At 64.1% G+C, this 17,653-nt stretch carries 18 protein-coding genes; 11 read left to right on the plus strand and 7 right to left on the minus strand.

The genetic code is table 11. The features are described from left to right. Position 1 precedes the first annotated feature (1 nt). A complete protein-coding gene (locus tag BLT92_RS19200; protein WP_092108234.1) occupies positions 2 to 505 on the plus strand; it encodes a SixA phosphatase family protein in 504 nt (167 codons plus the stop codon). A gap of 104 nt (positions 506 to 609) precedes the next feature. On the opposite strand, the gene serB is transcribed toward BLT92_RS19200, so the two are convergent. Both serB and BLT92_RS19210 read right to left on the minus strand, forming a co-directional pair. Then, on the minus strand, positions 610 to 1,269 hold the full coding sequence (serB, locus tag BLT92_RS19205; RefSeq protein ID WP_231938919.1) for a phosphoserine phosphatase SerB: 660 nt from the start codon (positions 1,267 to 1,269) through the stop codon (positions 610 to 612). Continuing rightward, positions 1,266 to 2,000, minus strand: a complete 735-nt coding sequence (locus tag BLT92_RS19210; RefSeq protein ID WP_092108236.1) for a hypothetical protein — start codon at positions 1,998 to 2,000, stop codon at positions 1,266 to 1,268. Before BLT92_RS19210 ends, serB begins: the two co-directional genes overlap by 4 nt. A gap of 44 nt (positions 2,001 to 2,044) precedes the next feature. Between BLT92_RS19210 and BLT92_RS19215 the strand changes: the two genes are divergently transcribed. The 5 genes from BLT92_RS19215 (at position 2,045) to BLT92_RS19235 (ending at position 6,357) form a co-directional block, all read left to right on the plus strand. After that, on the plus strand, positions 2,045 to 2,830 hold the full coding sequence (locus BLT92_RS19215) for an ABC transporter ATP-binding protein (RefSeq protein WP_092108238.1): 786 nt from the start codon (positions 2,045 to 2,047) through the stop codon (positions 2,828 to 2,830). A gap of 20 nt (positions 2,831 to 2,850) precedes the next feature. Continuing rightward, complete coding sequence (locus BLT92_RS19220; protein ID WP_092109646.1) at positions 2,851 to 3,663, plus strand: sulfite exporter TauE/SafE family protein; 813 nt, start codon at positions 2,851 to 2,853, stop codon at positions 3,661 to 3,663. A 36-nt stretch (positions 3,664 to 3,699) separates the two neighbouring features. Further along, a complete protein-coding gene (locus BLT92_RS19225) occupies positions 3,700 to 4,590 on the plus strand; it encodes a TrmH family RNA methyltransferase (protein ID WP_092108240.1) in 891 nt (296 codons plus the stop codon). A gap of 33 nt (positions 4,591 to 4,623) precedes the next feature. Then, positions 4,624 to 5,400 (plus strand): virulence protein RhuM/Fic/DOC family protein, encoded by a 777-nt coding sequence (rhuM, locus tag BLT92_RS19230; protein ID WP_197679645.1) that lies wholly within the window; start codon positions 4,624 to 4,626, stop codon positions 5,398 to 5,400. Between the two features lie 186 nt (positions 5,401 to 5,586). Continuing rightward, positions 5,587 to 6,357, plus strand: a complete 771-nt coding sequence (locus BLT92_RS19235; protein WP_092108242.1) for a phosphatase — start codon at positions 5,587 to 5,589, stop codon at positions 6,355 to 6,357. 50 nt (positions 6,358 to 6,407) lie between these two features. Here the strand turns inward: BLT92_RS19235 and BLT92_RS19240 are convergent, their stop codons facing one another. After that, positions 6,408 to 6,959 (minus strand): YbaK/EbsC family protein, encoded by a 552-nt coding sequence (locus BLT92_RS19240; RefSeq protein WP_092108244.1) that lies wholly within the window; start codon positions 6,957 to 6,959, stop codon positions 6,408 to 6,410. A gap of 176 nt (positions 6,960 to 7,135) precedes the next feature. Here BLT92_RS19240 and BLT92_RS19245 point away from each other — a divergent pair, with 176 nt between their 5' ends. Then, complete coding sequence (locus BLT92_RS19245; RefSeq protein ID WP_092108246.1) at positions 7,136 to 7,390, plus strand: type B 50S ribosomal protein L31; 255 nt, start codon at positions 7,136 to 7,138, stop codon at positions 7,388 to 7,390. Positions 7,391 to 7,539: 149 nt separating this feature from the next. Here the strand turns inward: BLT92_RS19245 and BLT92_RS19250 are convergent, their stop codons facing one another. The 4 genes from BLT92_RS19250 to BLT92_RS19265 form a co-directional block, all read right to left on the minus strand. Then, complete coding sequence (locus tag BLT92_RS19250; protein WP_092108248.1) at positions 7,540 to 8,364, minus strand: PfkB family carbohydrate kinase; 825 nt, start codon at positions 8,362 to 8,364, stop codon at positions 7,540 to 7,542. Positions 8,365 to 8,408: 44 nt separating this feature from the next. Next, positions 8,409 to 8,873 (minus strand): tRNA (cytidine(34)-2'-O)-methyltransferase, encoded by a 465-nt coding sequence (locus tag BLT92_RS19255; protein WP_092108250.1) that lies wholly within the window; start codon positions 8,871 to 8,873, stop codon positions 8,409 to 8,411. A 38-nt stretch (positions 8,874 to 8,911) separates the two neighbouring features. After that, positions 8,912 to 9,220, minus strand: coding sequence for a cupin domain-containing protein (locus BLT92_RS19260; protein ID WP_092108252.1), 309 nt, complete (start codon positions 9,218 to 9,220; stop codon positions 8,912 to 8,914). A gap of 82 nt (positions 9,221 to 9,302) precedes the next feature. After that, entirely contained in the window at positions 9,303 to 10,007 is a 705-nt protein-coding gene (locus tag BLT92_RS19265) for a class I SAM-dependent DNA methyltransferase (protein ID WP_092108254.1), read from the minus strand. A 338-nt stretch (positions 10,008 to 10,345) separates the two neighbouring features. On the opposite strand from BLT92_RS19265, the gene BLT92_RS19270 reads away from it, so the two are divergent. The 4 genes from BLT92_RS19270 to BLT92_RS19285 are packed head-to-tail and all read left to right on the plus strand — an operon-like array spanning position 10,346 to position 17,644. Next, on the plus strand, positions 10,346 to 11,917 hold the full coding sequence (locus tag BLT92_RS19270; protein WP_172802639.1) for an HNH endonuclease signature motif containing protein: 1,572 nt from the start codon (positions 10,346 to 10,348) through the stop codon (positions 11,915 to 11,917). A gap of 39 nt (positions 11,918 to 11,956) precedes the next feature. Beyond that, the gene (locus BLT92_RS19275) at positions 11,957 to 12,637 is read left to right on the plus strand and encodes a DNA recombination/repair protein RecA (RefSeq protein ID WP_231938920.1); all 681 of its coding nucleotides are present in this window, start codon (positions 11,957 to 11,959) and stop codon (positions 12,635 to 12,637) included. After that, entirely contained in the window at positions 12,627 to 14,276 is a 1,650-nt protein-coding gene (locus BLT92_RS19280; protein WP_092108260.1) for a Y-family DNA polymerase, read from the plus strand. Before BLT92_RS19275 ends, BLT92_RS19280 begins: the two co-directional genes overlap by 11 nt. After that, positions 14,276 to 17,644, plus strand: a complete 3,369-nt coding sequence (locus BLT92_RS19285) for an error-prone DNA polymerase (protein WP_092108261.1) — start codon at positions 14,276 to 14,278, stop codon at positions 17,642 to 17,644. Before BLT92_RS19280 ends, BLT92_RS19285 begins: the two co-directional genes overlap by 1 nt. Positions 17,645 to 17,653: the final 9 nt, after the last annotated feature.

The raw sequence follows: 17,653 nt of genomic DNA on the forward strand, positions 1-17,653 counted from the left end.
GATGCCTGTGCTCATTCTCGCCCGTCACGCGAAGGCCGAACCTCATGGGCCGACGGACTTCGAACGGTCGCTGAACGCCAAGGGTCTGGCCCAGGCCGTGGAAGCCGGAGCCGAGATCGCCGAACGGTGGTCACCCGACGTGGCCATCGCCTCGGCGGCCAGGCGCACCGTGCAGACCGGTCAGGCCGTGGTCGAGGCCGTCAATCGGCACAACGGAGAACCCGGAACCGGTGAGGGCCTGGCGCTGTGCCAGGACGAGTCCCTCTACCAAGGGGGAGTCGAGGACTGGATCGATGCGATCAATTCGATCCCGTCCGATTCCCAGTGCGCCTACATCGTCGGCCATCAGCCCACCGTCGCCGAGGTGGTCGGACACCTGAATCCGAGCTCCGGAGTTCCGGAAGCGTTCCGCCCGTCCTCGCTTGCGGTCTTCGTCCTCGACAGTTGGGATGTCGAGCCCGGGGACTATCCCGCACCGGAGCTGCGGGTCTTCCTCGGCACCTGATCGACGCGATCTGCCAAGGCGCCGGCTTCTGAGCATTTCAGACGCCGGCGCCTTTTCTTGCGCCCGAATGGGGTCTTGCGGCAGATTCCCGGAGGTGTGTTGGGTCACACGCCGGATCGGGTTTCGAAGAGGCTCAGCACCTCACGCAGATCGCGGTTCGTCACGGAGGCATCGGCGGCGGTGACGAGGGCGGGCTTCGCGCAGAAGGCGACGCCCAAACCCGCCGCCCTGATCATGCCGATGTCGTTGGCCCCATCGCCGATGGCCACGGTCCGGGCCGGATCGCAATCGTATTTCCGGGACAGCTGCCCGAAGATCTCCGCCTTTGCGCTCGGGTCGATGACTCGACCGCTCGTGACTCCCGTCAGCAATCCCTCGTCGGCCCCGAGACCATTGGCATGGACCTCGGTGATGCCCATCGCCGCCGCTACAGGGGCGATGATTGGGGTGAAGCCACCCGAGACCAGGGCCACGACGCCACCGTCGGACTGGACTGCTGCGACCAGCTCGCGCGCACCTTCGGTCAACGTGATCTGCTCGCGCACCTCGTCGAGAACGGACACAGGCAGGCCCTTGAGCAGTGCCACGCGCTCGGCCAGCGAGGCGGCGAAGTCCAACTGCCCGGCCATGGCTCGTTCCGTGATGTCGGCAACTTGGGCTCCCACCTCGGCGTGGACGGCGATGAGGTCGATGACCTCCTCATTGATGAACGTCGAATCGACGTCCATGACCAGCAGCTGGATTGTGTTCTTTGAGTCATTCACCCCTTCATCGTAGCGACAGCCATGATGTAGTCGGCGGCCGCGGGGTGCAGACGCGAGAGCAGATCACCGAAGGCGGGTGGGTCGACCGTTGCCGGTGCCAGCACCGTGCGCATCCGCTCATGGATGTCGAGGGCGGCATAGATGGCGCGAGCGTCGGCGACCGAGGGGATGAGCCTCGAGATCGGGTGGCTCAAGCTCAGCTCCTCCTGCCAGTCCCGCCACGGCCCCTCCCTCCAGGCAGCCGGCACCTCGATCGACTCGATGAGGCTCAGCCCCTCCATGACGAGCAGACGAAGTCGGCGCAGCGCCTCGGCGGGCGTGCCCACGGTGACCGGGCGAAAGACCGTGTCACGGCAGGCGATGACCTCGACGTTGGCCTCGGCGCCGAGGAGGACCACAGCCACCTGGTGAGAACCGGAGTGGAGCACGATCGGAGCCGTGTGTCGCCCGACCTTGAGCCGGTCGCCCTTGTCCACGGGCGGGGTCGTATGAGGCAGCGAAGGATGGTGCAGGGCCAGCCGCGCATGTGTGACCCCGGCGGCCGCAGCCTCGGCGATGAAGAGCAGCAGGCCCGTCGGCGGTGAGGTGCCGAAGACGTGGTCGGCAACGATGAGAGGGACATCACGATCGTCATCGAGAAAGGCGGCACTGACCTCGTCAGGGGCGAGGCTGGAGTGCAGTCGGTGGTTCATCGCCAGGGCCAGCAGCAGTGAGTCGGTAGTCAAGTCCATGTCGAACCAGAATAGACGCCGAGCCTGCGATAGAGTTGGCAGATATGAGTGATGTCCTGACTTTGGATTCTGTTTCCGTGCGCCGAGGAACGAATTTCCTCCTCCAAGATTTCTCCCTGACCGTCTCCGAAGGCGAGCATTGGGCCGTTCTCGGACCCAATGGTGCCGGGAAGACGACTCTGCTGGAACTGGCCGCAGGACGAATGCACCCGACAACCGGCTCGGTGGGGATCCTGGAAGAGCGACTCGGGCGTGTCGACGTCTTCGAACTGCGCCCGCGCATCGGCTACTCCTCGACGGCCCTGGCCAACCGCATCCCTCTGTCCGAAGCCGTGCTCGACACCGTGCTCACCGCCGCCTATGGCGTCACCGGTCGCTGGGTCGAGGAATACGAAACCACCGACGTCGAACGGGCCAAGGACCTCCTCGCCGCGTTCGACATCTCACATCTGGCCGATCGCACCTTCGGGACCCTGTCGGAGGGCGAACGCAAGCGTGTGCAGATCGCTCGCTCGCTGATGACCGACCCGGAGCTGCTGCTGCTCGACGAGCCTGCCTCCGGACTCGACCTCGGCGGACGTGAAGAGCTGCTGGCCGCATTGACGGAGATCCTGTCCTCGAAGTGGGCTCCGGCGACGATCATGGTCACCCACCATGTCGAGGAGATCCCTGTGGGCATCACACACGTGCTGCTGCTGGCTGAGGGCACCGACCTTGCCGCTGGCCCCATCGATGAGACGCTGACGGCCGACAACCTCTCGGCCACCTTCGGCATCGACGTCAAGCTCACCCGCGACGGGCAGCGATTCCACGCCCGATCCCCTTACTGAGCATGGACCCAGTTCTCGGAATGGAACTGTGGCAGATCGGGCTGATCGTCCTTGCGGGAATCGCCGCCGGTGGAATCAATGCCGTCGTCGGTTCCGGCACCCTCATCACATTCCCGGCGCTCGTCGCTTTCGGCGTGCCACCGGTCGTGTCAACGATGAGCAACGCGGTCGGACTGATTCCGGGCAACATCGCCTCATCCTTCGGCTACCGGAACGAGCTGCGCGGCCAATGGCGGCGGATCCTCGGGTTCGTGCCAGCCTCAATCCTGGGGTCGCTGACCGGTGCCTATCTGCTGCTGCACTTGCCGGCGGATGCCTTCGAAACGATCGTTCCGGTGCTCCTCGTCGTCGCCCTCATCATGGTCGTCGGCCAGCCCGCGCTGTCGCGCTACCTCAAGAATCGTTCGGTGCGCCGAGCCGAGCGGGCAGGGGAGAAACATGTGGCGGCCTCGGTCGGTGACTCGCTCTCCACCGGTCGCTACGTCCTCGTCCTGGCCGTCGTCTTCCTCACCGCGATCTACGGCGGTTACTTCGCCGCCGCCCAGGGCATCATCCTCATCGCGCTGCTGGGGCTGCTGCTGCCCGATGATCTGCAGCGCCTGAACGGACTGAAGAACGTCCTGGTCCTCGTCGTCAACACGGTTTCGGCCAGCACCTATATCATCGTCGGTCACGACCGGCTGAACTGGATCGCCGTCATCTGCATCGCCGTCGGCTCTCTCATCGGCGGCTACTTCGGTGCCCGCGTCGGGCGGAAATTCTCACCGGTCCTGCTGCGCACCATCATCGTCATCCTCGGACTCGTCGCCATCTGGCGCATCCTCACGTTGTGATCGCATGAGGACTCAATTCTCGAACGCTGTGGGCGCATGAGCACCCCGGCCAAGGCACCACTGACCAGGCAACAGGTGGTCGACCGTGCCGCCGAACTCGGCATCGCCGCCACCCGCCTGCGGTTCTTCGACGAGGAGACACTGGCCTCATCGGCGAAAGACCTGCACGACTACACTCAACTGACCGATGTGGCGCTGCGCAGTATCCGTGAACCCGCCGAGGGGCTGTTCATTGCGGAGTCCTCGAAGATCATTCGCCGTGCTCACGCCGCAGGCATGGTTCCCCGTTCGTATCTCACCAGCCCGAAATGGCTGTTCGACCTAGCCGACATCATCGCCGCCAATGATGCCCCGATCCACATCGGCACCGACGCGGCAGTCGAATCGCTGACAGGCTTCCACCTCCACCGAGGTGCCCTGGCCGCCATGCACCGGCCACAAGCACTCGATGTCGCCCAGCTCGTTTCCGATGCCCGACGCATCATCGTCATCGAAGACGTCGTCGATCATACGAACGTGGGAGCGATCTTCCGCTCGGCCGCCGCGTTCGGCGTGGACGCGGTCCTCGTTACACCCCGCTGTGCCGATCCTCTCTACCGGCGTTCCATCCGAGTCTCCATGGGCACTGTGTTCCAAGTGCCGTGGACGCGGATCGAATCCTGGCCAGCCGGAGTCGACTCCCTCCGTGAACTCGGCTTCCATATCGCCGCACTCGCCCTCGACGAGGATTCGGTGGCCATCCGCGAGTTCGCCGCAGATGCGCCCGAGCGTACCGCCATCGTCTTCGGCACCGAGGGCGACGGGCTGCGACGGTCGACGATCGCCGCCTGTGATTCGACGGTCATGATCCCGATGAGTGGGGGAGTCGACTCACTCAACGTCGCAGCAGCTTCTGCAGTGGCGTGCTTCGCGCTGCAGATCGACTGAGATCGTGTCGGTGGCTCGGGCTACGGTGTGACTATGAACGACTCGATTGAGATCTTCCAATCAGGCGATGGCGGAATCCAGTTGGATGTCCGCACTGCGGCCGGGGCGGTTTGGCTGACTCGGCATCAACTTGCGACCTTGTACGGCAGAGATATCAAGACCATCGGCAAGCACGTCGCGAATGCTCAGCGCGAAGAACTTGCGGACACAGCAGTTGTCGCAAAATTTGCGACAACTGCTTCGGACGGCAAGACCTACCAGGTTGAACACTTCGATCTCGACATGGTCCTGTCCGTCGGTTATCGGGTGAAATCCACCGAGGGTGTGCGCTTCCGACGTTGGGCAAACGACGTTCTGCGCCGATATGCGGTGGAGGGGGCGGCACTCAATGAGCAGCGACTCTCCGAAATCGGCAAGATCGTGACTGTGCTCGCACGCTCGAGCGATGAGTTGCTCGCGGGCGTCGCGGATGTGCTCTCGGATTACATGCCGAGTCTGGCACTTCTTCGCGATTTCGACGAAGGAAACATCGAATCGCTGCCTGCGGCGGTACCCGCTTGGATACTGACACTCGACGAAGCTCGCAGCATCATCGATCGCTTGGCACAGGAATTTCCCGACGATCGTCTGCTGGGCAAGGAGCGCGGCGACGCGTTGGACGCTGTAATAGGGGCGATCTATCAAGGCTTTGGGGATCAAGAGCTGTATCCGACGGTCGAGGAGAAGGCGGCGAACCTGCTCTACTTCGTCGTTAAGGACCACCCGCTTGCCGATGGTAACAAGCGCAGCGCTGTTCATCACTTTTCTTGACCGCAATAACGCCCTGCTGAACAGCGATGGCAGTATGAGAATCGCGCACAATGCACTCGCCGCGATAACTCTCTTAGTCGCCATGAGCGATCCGACGGAAAAGGATCTGATGGTCGCACTTATTATTCGTATGATCGTTCCGGAGACGCATTGACCCGATTCGAAGCAGAAAACGAGAGGACCGCAGTGGACCGCACTTCACTCGCCCAAGCACTCGAGGCTGGCCACATCACCGGTGAGGTGGGGACTCCCAGAGAGAACAACCTCTCCCACATCCACCGGTTTCTCGCACAGGAGAAGCAGTTCGACTTCGGCGTCGAACTCACCCGTGACTGGGACTTTGACTCCGTCTTCGCCCTCATGGTCGACCGGGCTGGACTGCGATCGGAGCCGGACTTCATCGAAGGTGTCGATACGATTTCGACCGAACGCTGCATCGACGCACTCGAACAGTTGGCTGTTGCCATTGGCGATGTCACCCGCGCCGGTGGAGAAATCCTCTTCGCGACCGGACACCCGGCTGGTCTGCTGCCCGTGCACATGGCGATCGCGGCCGCAGCCGAAACCCACGGAGCCCAGATCACGCACCAGGCCAGTGCTGTTCCCGTCCCCGGCCTCGGCGGCGACTGCCGACAGATCAATCGAGTCTGGACCTGGCATCAGCACGGCGGAACCCCGCACACCCACCTCGCCGAACCCATGCACGCACTCCTTGATGGAATCACCCGCCGAGGCGATCAGGTCCCTGATCTGATCGTGGCCGATCACGGGTGGGCCGGTGCGGCATCGAGCCGGGGTCTGCGCACGCTGGGCTATGCGGATTGCAACGATCCTGCCCTCTTCGTCGCCGAGGCGCAGGGAACCATCGAGGTCACCGTTCCCCTCGACGATGACGTGGTGCCCTATCTCTATGAGCCCCTCATCGACTTCGTCCTCGAACGCGCGGGACTCAGCTGAGAGAACCCCGCCGGACTCCGCGGTATCGGATTGGAATCCTGCCGGGTCGGTCAGCTGATCTCGTTCGCGAGACCCTCGACCACCTCGGCGGTGGGAAGCGATGCCAGTGCCGCGCCCGAGAGGATGAGCTTGGACCCGCGGATGCCGGAGCCGATGATGATCTCCTCAGCTTCAGCGACACGGGAGTCGATGAGGATCCGGTAGTTGGCCGGCAGACCGATCGGTCCGATGCCGCCGTACTCCATTCCCGACTCGTCGACCGCGCGATCCATCGGTAGGAAAGAGGCCTTGCGCACGTCGAGGAGTTTCTTCACGCGCTTGTTCACATCGGCACGCGTGTTCGCGAGCACCATGCAGGCGGCGATCCTCTCCTCACCGGAGCGCGAACCGGCCACAAGGACGCAATTGGCCGAGGTCTCTGGTCCGAGGCCGGTGGCGTCGAGCAGGGCCGAGGTGTCCGCGATCTGCGGGTCGATGGCGAAGGCATCCACGTTGCCGGTGATCGATGCCATCGCCTCGGCGGTGGAACTTGCCATGAGATCGGGAGCGGATGCTGCGGGAGTGAGGTCGAATTGCGTGGAGATGCGCTCTTTGGTCTTCATGGCCACAGTTTAGGAGATGGTGCGGGAATCGCTTTGGGCCGGTCCATCAGATAGACTGGACTGTCGCTTCGTGTCCGGTTCCTACGGTGCGGGGCGTGTCCAGCAGACGAATTCGGGCACTGGCGGATGGGTCGACCCATACCAGGCGCCTGAGCGGATTCAGCAAAGGTAAGAATATGAAAAAGGACATCCACCCGGAATACGCACCGATCGTGTTCAACGATCTGTCATCGGGAACCAAGATCCTCACGCGTTCGACTGCGACGAGCGAGAAGACGATCGAGTGGGAAGATGGCAACACCTACCCCGTCATCGACGTTGAGATCTCGAGCGCATCGCACCCGTTCTACACCGGAAAGCAGCGCATCCTCGACTCCGCAGGCCGCGTCGAGAAGTTCAAGGATCGTTACAAGGGCTTCGGCAAGCGCTGATCCCCTGTCGGTTTCGACCGACCAGACGGCTCCAGCCGTCACGCATGACTCATGCGAACTGCCCCGCACACCTGAGACGGTGTGCGGGGCAGTTCACTTTGTTCATCGGGACGTCCCCGCGGGGACGTCCCAGCACCAGCTGAGTTGGTTCAGTCCACGCTGACCGCAACGTCCGGTGACGGCTGTGTGCGTGCCGCCGGGTGGAGCAGCGAGGCCACACCCGTGGCATTGTCGAGGCAGTTCGCGATGCCGTGAGCGACCTTCTCCTTCGCTGAGACGACTGCCTCCCGGATGCTCATGCCTGTGGCGATGCCGGCGGCGATAGATGAGGCGAATGAGCAGCCTGCACCGTTGACGAGCTTCTCGTTGACCTTGCGCGAACGCAGCGTGGTCACGGTCTGGCCGTCGAAGATGATGTCGATGGCATCGTCACCGGCCAGACGTGCCCCACCCTTGACGACGACGTTCTTCGCACCCTGAGAATGGATGATCTTCGCCGCCTCGATCATGCCCTCGATCGAATCGATCGGGTCGAGGTCGGCCAATGTCGCGGCCTCCTCGAGGTTCGGGGTGATGACGGTGGCCAAGGGTACGAGGTTGTCGACGAAGAGATCCTTGAGGTCGACCATTGTGCCCGCGCCCTTGCACACGAGGACAGGATCGAACACATACGGCAGCTCATTGGTCTTCAGCTTCTCGGCCAGAACGAGAGCGTTCTCCACGGACCCGAGCATGCCCGACTTGATGGCGTCGAACTTGTGCACGGCCAACGTCGACTCGAGCTGCCGGGTCACGACCTCAGGATCGATGAATTCGAGGACGTGGCTGAAGCCTTCGTTCGGGTCGAAGGTGACGATGCAGGTCACTGCGGCGGTGCCGAATGCGTCGTACTCTTCGAACATCTTCAGGTCGGCTTCGAGTCCAGCTCCGCCGGAGACGTCGGAACCGGCGACCGTGAGCACTTTGGAGGTCATGGTGATCCTTTCGCGAATTGCTGTCGGCAGAAGTCTACGCGCCCTCAGGCCCCGTCGTATCCGAACTGGCGCCACGCCTCGTAGATCGCGATCGACGCGGAATTGGCCAGGTTGAGCGAACGCCTGGAGGGAAGCATCGGGATGCGCACGGACAGATCGACATGGTCGTCATCGACAACGGAATCGGGCAGACCCGTCGACTCCTGACCGAAGAGGAGGACATCACCGTCACGGTAGTCCACCTCGGCGAAGGAATCATTCGTATGGGTCGTGAACGCGATCACCCGACGCTCGCCGAGGTGGTTCCACAGGTCCGTCAGAGACGCGTGGACCGTGACGTGGGCAAGATCGTGATAATCCAGTCCCGCACGACGCAGCTTGGCATCGGAGAGGTCGAAACCCAGGGGTTCGACGAGGTGGAGGTGGGCACCCGTGACCGCGGCCAGACGAATGGCGTTGCCGGTGTTGCCGGGGATCTCGGGCGTGTGGAAGACGATGTCGATGTTCATATGAGATCCATTTTGTCACTGTTCGGCAGGTGTGCCGTTCATTCCAGCCAGGTGGTCTCGAAGTACGGGGACGAGTGGATGTGCACCGCTTCGTACCCTTCCTCGTCGGTGACGAACTTGTGCGGAGTGTCAGCCTCGACGACGAGGACCTGTCCGGCGTGCGCGTGGACCTCACTCAGGGGACGTCCGATGGAGAACGTCGCTCCACCTCGGCGGATGATGAAGGTCTCCGCATAGGGGTGGAGATGGAGCCTGGGGCCCTCCCCTCCGCAGAGCTCGGTGTAATTGTCCGTCCAGTTCTCGCCGCCGGTGCGGCCGTCGGGGCGATCGATGAGGTGGCCATTCATGGTGGATGTCACTCCTTCGTGACTGCTGGTCCGATTCTTTGTGGCTGGGAGGCAGTAGAGGCTGTTTCCTGGAGGACTGGCGTCAGGCTGGACGGCGAACGAGCAGGTAGCCCTGCCGGGTCGCCTCCGGGAACTGGCCGGCCCGATCGGGTTCGCGCTCGAGCCGGGTCACAGGTGTGAAGCCGTGGTCAGCGAGAACAGTGAGAACCTGATCGATCGAGCGACGGTGGAAGTCGAGGTCGACCTCGAATCCGGCCGCATCGGTCTGATGGTCGATGCGGTCTCCGAGCTGGAAGGCCAACTGGAAGCACCCGCCCGGGCGCAGCACTCGAGCAGCTTCGGTGAAGACGGTGGCCAGGACGGCATCGGGAACGTGAATGATCGAATACCACGCGACGAGCCCCGAGAAGCTGTCATCGGGATAGGGCAACGATGCCATCGACCCGGTGGTGAAGTCGAGAGTCGGGTAGTGCTGGCGGGCCATGGCAATCATGCCGGGGGAGAGATCAAGACCAGTCGTGTTCAGACCGAGGGCTGCGAGGAAGGCCGTGATCCGGCCGGGCCCGCATCCGATATCTAGGGTCTCGGAATGTCCTGTGGAGAGCACGAGTTCGGAGAAGGCGCCGAGAACCGCGCGATCATGTGGCTTCGCCGTGAGCTCGGCGGCGATCCAGTCCGTGTAGGTCTCGGCGATCGCATCGTAGGAAGCTCGAGTGGCTGCCTCCCTGCCCGAATCCTGAGGGCTGTTCTGGGACAGGACCGCGTCGTCGTTAGTCTCATCACTCATGCGATCAGCCTACGGCGTGACGCTGCGATTGAGCCTGGCGCGTCCCTGCGGGGACGCGTCCACAGTCGCGAGATACCAATTGTGTAGAACATATCTATTAAAACTGCGAATTAGATTAGAATGTGACTAATTGGCTCATCAGATTGAATCATGATGATCCGGATGTCATGTCAGTGGTGCCTCGTATGGTGAAAGCACGGTTCGAGGTCATGGGGACTCGCGAACCGAAGGGCCACAGGGGCCGAAGGGGAAAGGTGGGAACCATGGTCGAGGACACGGCTGCAGATCCATTCGCGGACTATCCGGATCCATTCTCAGATTCAGAAATTCTCAAATCGATGAGCGTCGATCCCAGCGACTACGGCAGAGACTCGAGACCGCAGGCGGAAGCTCAGCGTTCCGAGCTGAGCACTGGAGGTCGCACTGACGGTGGGGTGGATGCGGATCCTGAGACGGACACAGGGACTGGGCTCGGCGACCTCACCTCCGAGGAGTTGGTTGCAGACATTCGACGCAACATCTCGTGCATCGCCTTCTGCCATGCCCGTGTCATTGCACTCATCGACGAGGTCGAACGCCGAGGTCTGTGGGCACAGTGGGTGGGCGTGACATCGCTGCCTCAGTGGGTCATGCACATCGCTGCTGTCAGCGCCCACACCGCACGGGAATACGTCCGAGTGATGATGGCGCTGCGCGAAATGCCGAAGGTGAAGGAGAGCCTGGGGGAGGGCAACGTCAGCTTCTCCAAGGTGCGCGAGGTCACCAGGCTGGTCGGGCGGATCCCCGATGAGGAAGCCTTGCGCCTGGCCGATGTCTCCACCGGAAGCCAGATCGGTGTGATAGCTCGCAACTATCTCCAGCTGTCCGACGCGAACGGGACCAGCGAGATTCCCCGCTTCCTTCCAAGCGACAGCGTGAGTATGCGGACCACTGAACCCGGGCGGACCCGCATCACGATCGACCTGGGCGAGGACGAAGCCGCCGAATTCTCGTCGATGCTCGACGCTGCTCGGCATGTCCTCGAACAGCAGTCTGACATGGAAGAGGTCGACACGGACGAGCAGGAGGAGAAGCCGCCGTATGAGCCGATCTCGCAGGTCATGTGCTTGATGGAGATCGTGCATGCGTTTCCGCAGGTAGAGTCGCCCGGCACCGTTGACGTCGACCGCGCCCGCATGCTCGTGCATGCCTCCGCCGAGGTGGTCACCCGATTCGGCGCCCCCGATACAGCAGTCGCTGAGCACGAGACCACCGATACTGCCCTCGACGACGTCCCCGCGGGGACGTCTGTGGCAGGGAAGAAGGACCTGACCTGTCGGGTCGATGGTTTCGGCGGCATCACCTCGGCGACGGCGGAACGACTGACCTGCGAAGCCCTGATCAGCGGGGCGATCAAGGACGCCGACGGAGACGTGCTCATGCTCGGGCGCTCGAAGAGGCTGGTGAGCAGGCGCCAGCGCCTGGCGCTGAGCGCACGGGACATGGGATGCCAGTTCCCCGGCTGCCGCGCTCGCAGGAGGTGCGACGCTCACCATATCCGTCCCTGGTCGCAGGGAGGAGCGACAGACCTGGACAACCTCATCTTGCTCTGCCGTAGTCATCACACGGCGGTGCACAGATATGAGTTGGATATCTCACGGACGTCAGCGCCCTTCGCCGGAACGCTGGACGGGCAGGCGGCATTCGCCTTCTTCCTGCCCGACGGTTCGCAGCTGCTTCCGCTGGAAGCGGGGAAGCGAGGGCGCCAAGTCTTCGACACGGCACGGCTGGTGGAAGTCGCCGAGAAGGCGGTGGCAGAGGCGGATCCGAGCACTCTCGGCGGAGGGTACGGCTTCAGCCTGGACTATTGCATTGCGTGGATGTTCGAAGCGGAATGGCGACACGCCCGGGCGAACAATGCGGCGGCTTAAATCTTGCCTATTTAGAACACTAGTTCGATAATGGATGTCATGTCTGCAGTGCCACTCGTTGAACAGCTCAGCCGGGAGATGGGTATCTCCACGGCCACTGCTCTGTTCGACGGGCCCGCCCCTCGGACCGTGGATCCGGTGTTGGCACCGATGTTCCGTCGAGGCGGTCTGCCCCGAGGCGAGATCGTGACCCTGACCGGGGGCCAGTCCTTAAGCTGCGCCCTCGCCACGATCGCCGTCGCGACCCAGGAACAGAAATGGTGCGCCGGCATCGGCCTCGGCGAACCTGCCGTGTCATCCATTGCCGATCTGGGTGTTGACCTCGACCATTTCGTCAATCTCGTCACCCCGGCAGAAGACTGGCTGCGTGTGGCCTCCATCCTCATCGAATCCTTCGACGTCCTCGTCGTCGATCCGGGATTCCTGCCCAGCGCTGGCGAACGCGCCCGACTGCTGGCGAAGGTGCGCGAACGCAAGATCAGCTTCATCAGTCTGACGTCGATGCCCGGGAGCACCGAGCAGATCACCATCACCGACACGCAGTGGTCGGGCATGGAACACGGTCATGGACGTCTCCGGTCCTGCCTCGTGCAGGTCAGGTCGCAGACCGGGACCCACCGGTTCCTGCTGCCCGGACCGGACGGGACTCCAGTCGAGGCCCCGGCATCCACCTCGGCTGAGGGCAGATTCGAACGGCCGGTGATCCGCAGTGTCAGCTGACCTTGCCGCCGGGAGCACCGAACACCGCCGCACGCTCGTCCTGACCGTTCCCGACTGGTCCGCGGTGGCGGCCGCGACCGAGCACGACCTCAGCCCTCGCACCCCGTTGGCGGTCCTCAGCGCAGGCAAAGTGGTCGCGGCCAATGCACCCGCCCGGGCCGCCGGAATCGCTGTGGGCAACAACAAACGCGCGGTCGGCTACCGCTGCCCCGAAGCCCAGGTGGTGGCCTGGGACGAGGATGTGGACAACAAACACTTCTCTGCAGGTGTCGGAGCGCTCGAGGAACTCGTGGCACGGTTCACTCTGCTGGCCCCCGGCACGCTCGCCATTCCCCTCGACTCGCTCAAGCACGGTTATGCCGATGAACCCAGTGCCGTCGAAGCCCTGATCTCTGCGCTGGTGTCGACCACCGGGTGGGAGTTCTTCCCCGGCATCGCCGACACCGTGTTCGCGGCAGTGCTCGCCGCGGGACAGGCACGACGGGTCGAACCGGGGGAGACCGGGCAATTTCTGGCCGCTCAGCCGATCAGCACCCTCGAATACGTCGGGACCGGTGCGACCGAACTCATCGACACCTTCACCCAGCTGGGCCTGCGGACCCTGGGCGATCTGGCCGCACTCGACGCGCGGGACGTGAACTCACGATTCGGGGCGCTGGGCAAGCACGCGCACGAGCTGGCCACAGGAGTCGAGCGGACGCCCCTGAAAGATCACGTCCGGGAGGAGCGACTCAACGTCGAACTCGGTCTGGACACGCCGACCGCCCGCAGCGACACCTTGGGATTCCTGACCCGTCAGCTCGCCGCTGACCTGCTGACCAAGGTGCGCCGCCGGGGACTCGTGTGCACCCAGATCACGATCGAACTCTTCGCCGTTACTGGCCAGTCCTCGAACCGGACGTGGCGGATCGAGGACATGAACGAGAACACCATTGCCGACCGCCTGCGGTGGCAGGCAGAGGGATGGCTGGCCGGGGGCGCCCATTCGGGGTCGGCTCCTGCCAAGAACCGATCTGCATCTGCCCGCAGAGACAAGGAGGAACCAGCTCCAGACCAGTCTGGTCCGGATCCGGAGGATTTCTCCGAGGAGGGCATCATCGCACTGGGGCTCGTGGCCGCAGAATTGACCACGCCCATCGGTGCGACGAGAAGTCTGTTCGATGAGAACACTGGGCAGGTCACCCACACGTTGGAGCGGCTGCAGGGGCTGTTCGGCCCAGATTCGGTTCTGGTCCCGGGACTGCAGGGCGGGTGGGATCCGGCCGAGACGAACCTGTGGACACCGTGGCAGCAGGCGGCATCACCCGTGCGCAGCCCCGGCGCACCCTGGCCGGGGGCACTGCACGCACCCCGACCGACGACGGTCGAACGTCTGCCCATCGACGTGCTCGCCGTGGGAGGCCGATCGGTGGGAGCCCGGCCCGCAGGCCTGGAGTCCGCGCCGTTCACGATCCGCTTTCCCGCCGGAGCCACCGAGGAGATCGTCGACTATTCGGGTTCCTGGCCCGTCGAATCCGGCTGGTGGGATCCGGAGAGAGCCACCTACCGGACCCGTCTTCAGGTCGTCACCGAATCGGGACGGGCACTGCTGCTGAGCAAGGAGAACGGCCAGTGGTACCTCACCGGCCGGTACCGCTGATGGGCTTTTCGAATCCGCGCACCCCCTGGTCCGAGCTGGCCCAGCGACTGGAAGGCAAGCAGGCCAGCGGCAAACAGGTCACAGACAGGCAGACGGTCGACAAACACACAGTCGACAAGCACGCCGACGGATCCGACGCGCCCGCCTTCTCTCGACCCGACCGCCACCAGATGTCGGTGGGTCCCGGCGGCTCCGACGGCGCCGGCCGGTATTCAGGACTGGGCCAGGGGCCCGTCCTGCGCACCTCGACCGTCGAGTGGGCCGAGCTGCATGTGCACTCCCAGTTCAGCTTCCTCGACGGGGCCTCCGACCCCGAAGAGCTCGTGGCCGCAGGTGCCGCCGCGGGACTGACGTCCTTGGCGCTGACCGATCACAACGGTCTCTACGGTGCCGTCCGGTTCGCCCATGCCGCCGCCGAGGTGGGTCTGCCCACCGTCTTCGGAGCGGAGCTGTCCCTCGGGTTGGAGGAGAAGATCCCCGGCCAGACCGACCCCGACGCCACCCACCTGCTCGTCCTCGCCCGTGGAGTCGAAGGCTACCACCGACTCTCGACAGCCATCACCGAGGCCAACCTGGCCGGAGAGAAGAACCGACCCGTGTTCGGCCTCGAAGAGCTGGCCGCGATGAGCGGGGACTGGACGATCCTCACCGGCTGCCGCAAAGGCCCGCTGCGCCGAGCCCTGAACGACCCCGACGGCGGGCTCGGAGCCTTGCGGAAACTCATCGATCTCTTCGGAGCTGAGCGAATCGCGGTCGAACTCAGCCGTGATGGGACTCCGGATGACGATGAACGGCTGCGCCACCTCGGCGAGCTGGCACAGCGCACCCATCTGCCGGTCGTAGCCAGCAACAGTGTGCACTTCGCCACCCGGGCACAATGGAAATCAGCACAGGTGAGAGCCTCGGTGAGGTCTCGGCTGTCCCTTGATGAGTTGGCCGGGTGGCTGCCGGCGACGGCGAATGCTCGGATTCACACAGGGGAGGAGATGGCCGCACGCTTCCCCCGCCAGGCCCTGGAGAACGCCGTGGCACTCGGCCAGGAATGCTCCTTCGTCCTGAACTCGGCCCGGCCAGACCTCCCGCGTGCCCCGATGCCCGATGATCGTGGGGCCGAAGAGTATCTGCGTGAACTCATCGAGGACCGCGGTGCCAAGCGCTACGGGTCTCGGGCTGAGAATCCGAAGGCCTGGGCACAGCTCGATCGAGAGATGACCATGATCGCGGAGCTGGGGTTCTGCGGATACTTCCTCATTGTCTACGACATCACCGAATTCTGTCATCGGGTGGCCATCTTCTGCCAGGGAAGAGGCTCGGCGGCGAACTCCGCGGTCTGCTATGTCCTCGACATCACCGCCGTCGACGCGGTCAAGCACGAACTCCTCTTCGACCGTTTCCTCTCACCGGACCGCAAGGGCTACCCGGACATCGACATCGACATCGAATCGGGCCGGCGGGAGGAGGTCATCCAATACGTCTATGACCATTTCGGTCGTGAACGCGCCGCGCAGGTCGCCAACGTCATCACCTACCGGGCGAAGTCGGCGATCCGCGACGCGGCCTTCAGTCTGGGCTACGAACCGGGTCAACAGGATGCGTTCTCAAAGGCCAGCAACCGCTGGTCGACCCTGCCCGAGGCTTCCGATTCCCCGGTCCCCGCGCCGGTGCTCACGATCGCCGACGACCTCCTCGGCTCACCCCGTCACCTGGGCATCCACTCCGGCGGCATGATCCTCGCTGACCGACCCATCGGTGAGGTTGTTCCGATCGAGAAGGCCACGATGGGTCATCGCACCGTCGTCCAATGGGACAAGGACGACTGTGCGGCCATGGACCTGGTGAAGTTCGACCTGCTGGGGCTGGGGATGCTCACCGCACTGCACGAGATGGTCGCCCTCGTCCATCGGCACACGGGTGAGCTCATCGAACGCGCCCACATCGACGACGAGGACGAGCGTGTCTATGAAATGCTGCAGAAGGCCGATGCGGTGGGCGTCTTCCAGGTCGAATCGCGGGCTCAGCTGGCGACCCTGCCTCGTCTGCGGCCGGAGACGTTCTACGATCTCGCCGTCCAAGTCGCCCTGATCAGACCCGGCCCCATCCAGGGCGGTTCCGTCCACCCCTATATCCGCAGACGGCAGGGCCTCGACGAGGTCGAGTACCTCCATCCGCTGCTGCGCAAATCCCTGGCCAAGACCTACGGGGTGCCGCTGTTCCAGGAGCAGCTCATGCAGATGGCCATCGACGTCGGCGGCTTCACAGGGGCCGATGCCGACCAGCTGCGACAAGCCATGGGATCGCGACGGTCGGAGAAGCGGATGGCCGAACTGGCGCAGAAGTTCCAGGCCGGATCTGCGGCCAAAGGAGTCGACGCCGAGACCGCGGAGTCGATCTTCTCCACGATTGCCGCGTTCGCCAATTACGGGTTCCCCGAATCGCACGCGATCAGCTTCGCGAACCTCGTCTACCAGTCTGCCTGGTTCAAATACCACCACCATGCGGCGTTCACCGTGGGTCTGCTGCGCAGTCAGCCGATGGGTTTCTACTCCCCGCAGTCGCTCGTCGCCGACGCCCGTCGCCACGGTGTGAGGATCCTGCCCGTGGACATCCGCCACTCGATGGCCGGCAGCGATCTCGAACGCCTCAAGACCGAAGACACCGAAGCCTCGGGCGAGTTCGGGATCCGGCTGGGGCTGGACTCGGTGGCCCACGTCGGATCCTTCGCCGAGGTGATCGTGACTGAACGCGCGAGGGCACCGTTCACCTCGGTGACAGACCTGGCGGAGCGGACCGGAATCGGGAAGCAGGCACTCGAAGGACTGGCAACCTCGGGGGCATTGGCCTGCTTCGATCTCGATCGCAGGCAGGCGCTGTGGCTGGCCGGTGGAGTCGCGGGAGCGCACCCGGGCGTGCTGCCGGGAACCGCCACGATCTCCTCGGCGCCGGCCCTGCCGACGATGGATGCCTTCGACACGACCCTGGCCGAGCTCTTCTCCACCGGGATCACGGTCGAGGGGTACCCGACCGAGATCCTGCGTCAGTCCCTGCTCGAACGCGGCTACGCCTCGACGGCGGATGCCGCGGCGGCCGCGGACGGGACCCGGATGACGGTGGCCGCCATCGTCACACACCGGCAGCGCCCGGCCACCGCCTCGGGGATCACATTCATCAGCCTGGAGGACGAATTCGGGATGCTCAATGTCGTGGCCACAGCCGGACTGATGAAGCGGTTCCGGCCGATCGCGACCTCACGCAACGCCCTCGTGGTCACCGGGCTGATCCAGCGCGGGGGAGAGGCGGTCAGCCTCTATGCCCACAAGCTCATCCCGCTCGAGGTGCAGTTGCCGACCAAGGCCCGCAACTTCCGCTGAGCGGCGCGG

Source organism: Brevibacterium picturae, from assembly GCF_900105045.1.
Lineage (GTDB): Bacteria > Actinomycetota > Actinomycetes > Actinomycetales > Brevibacteriaceae > Brevibacterium > Brevibacterium picturae.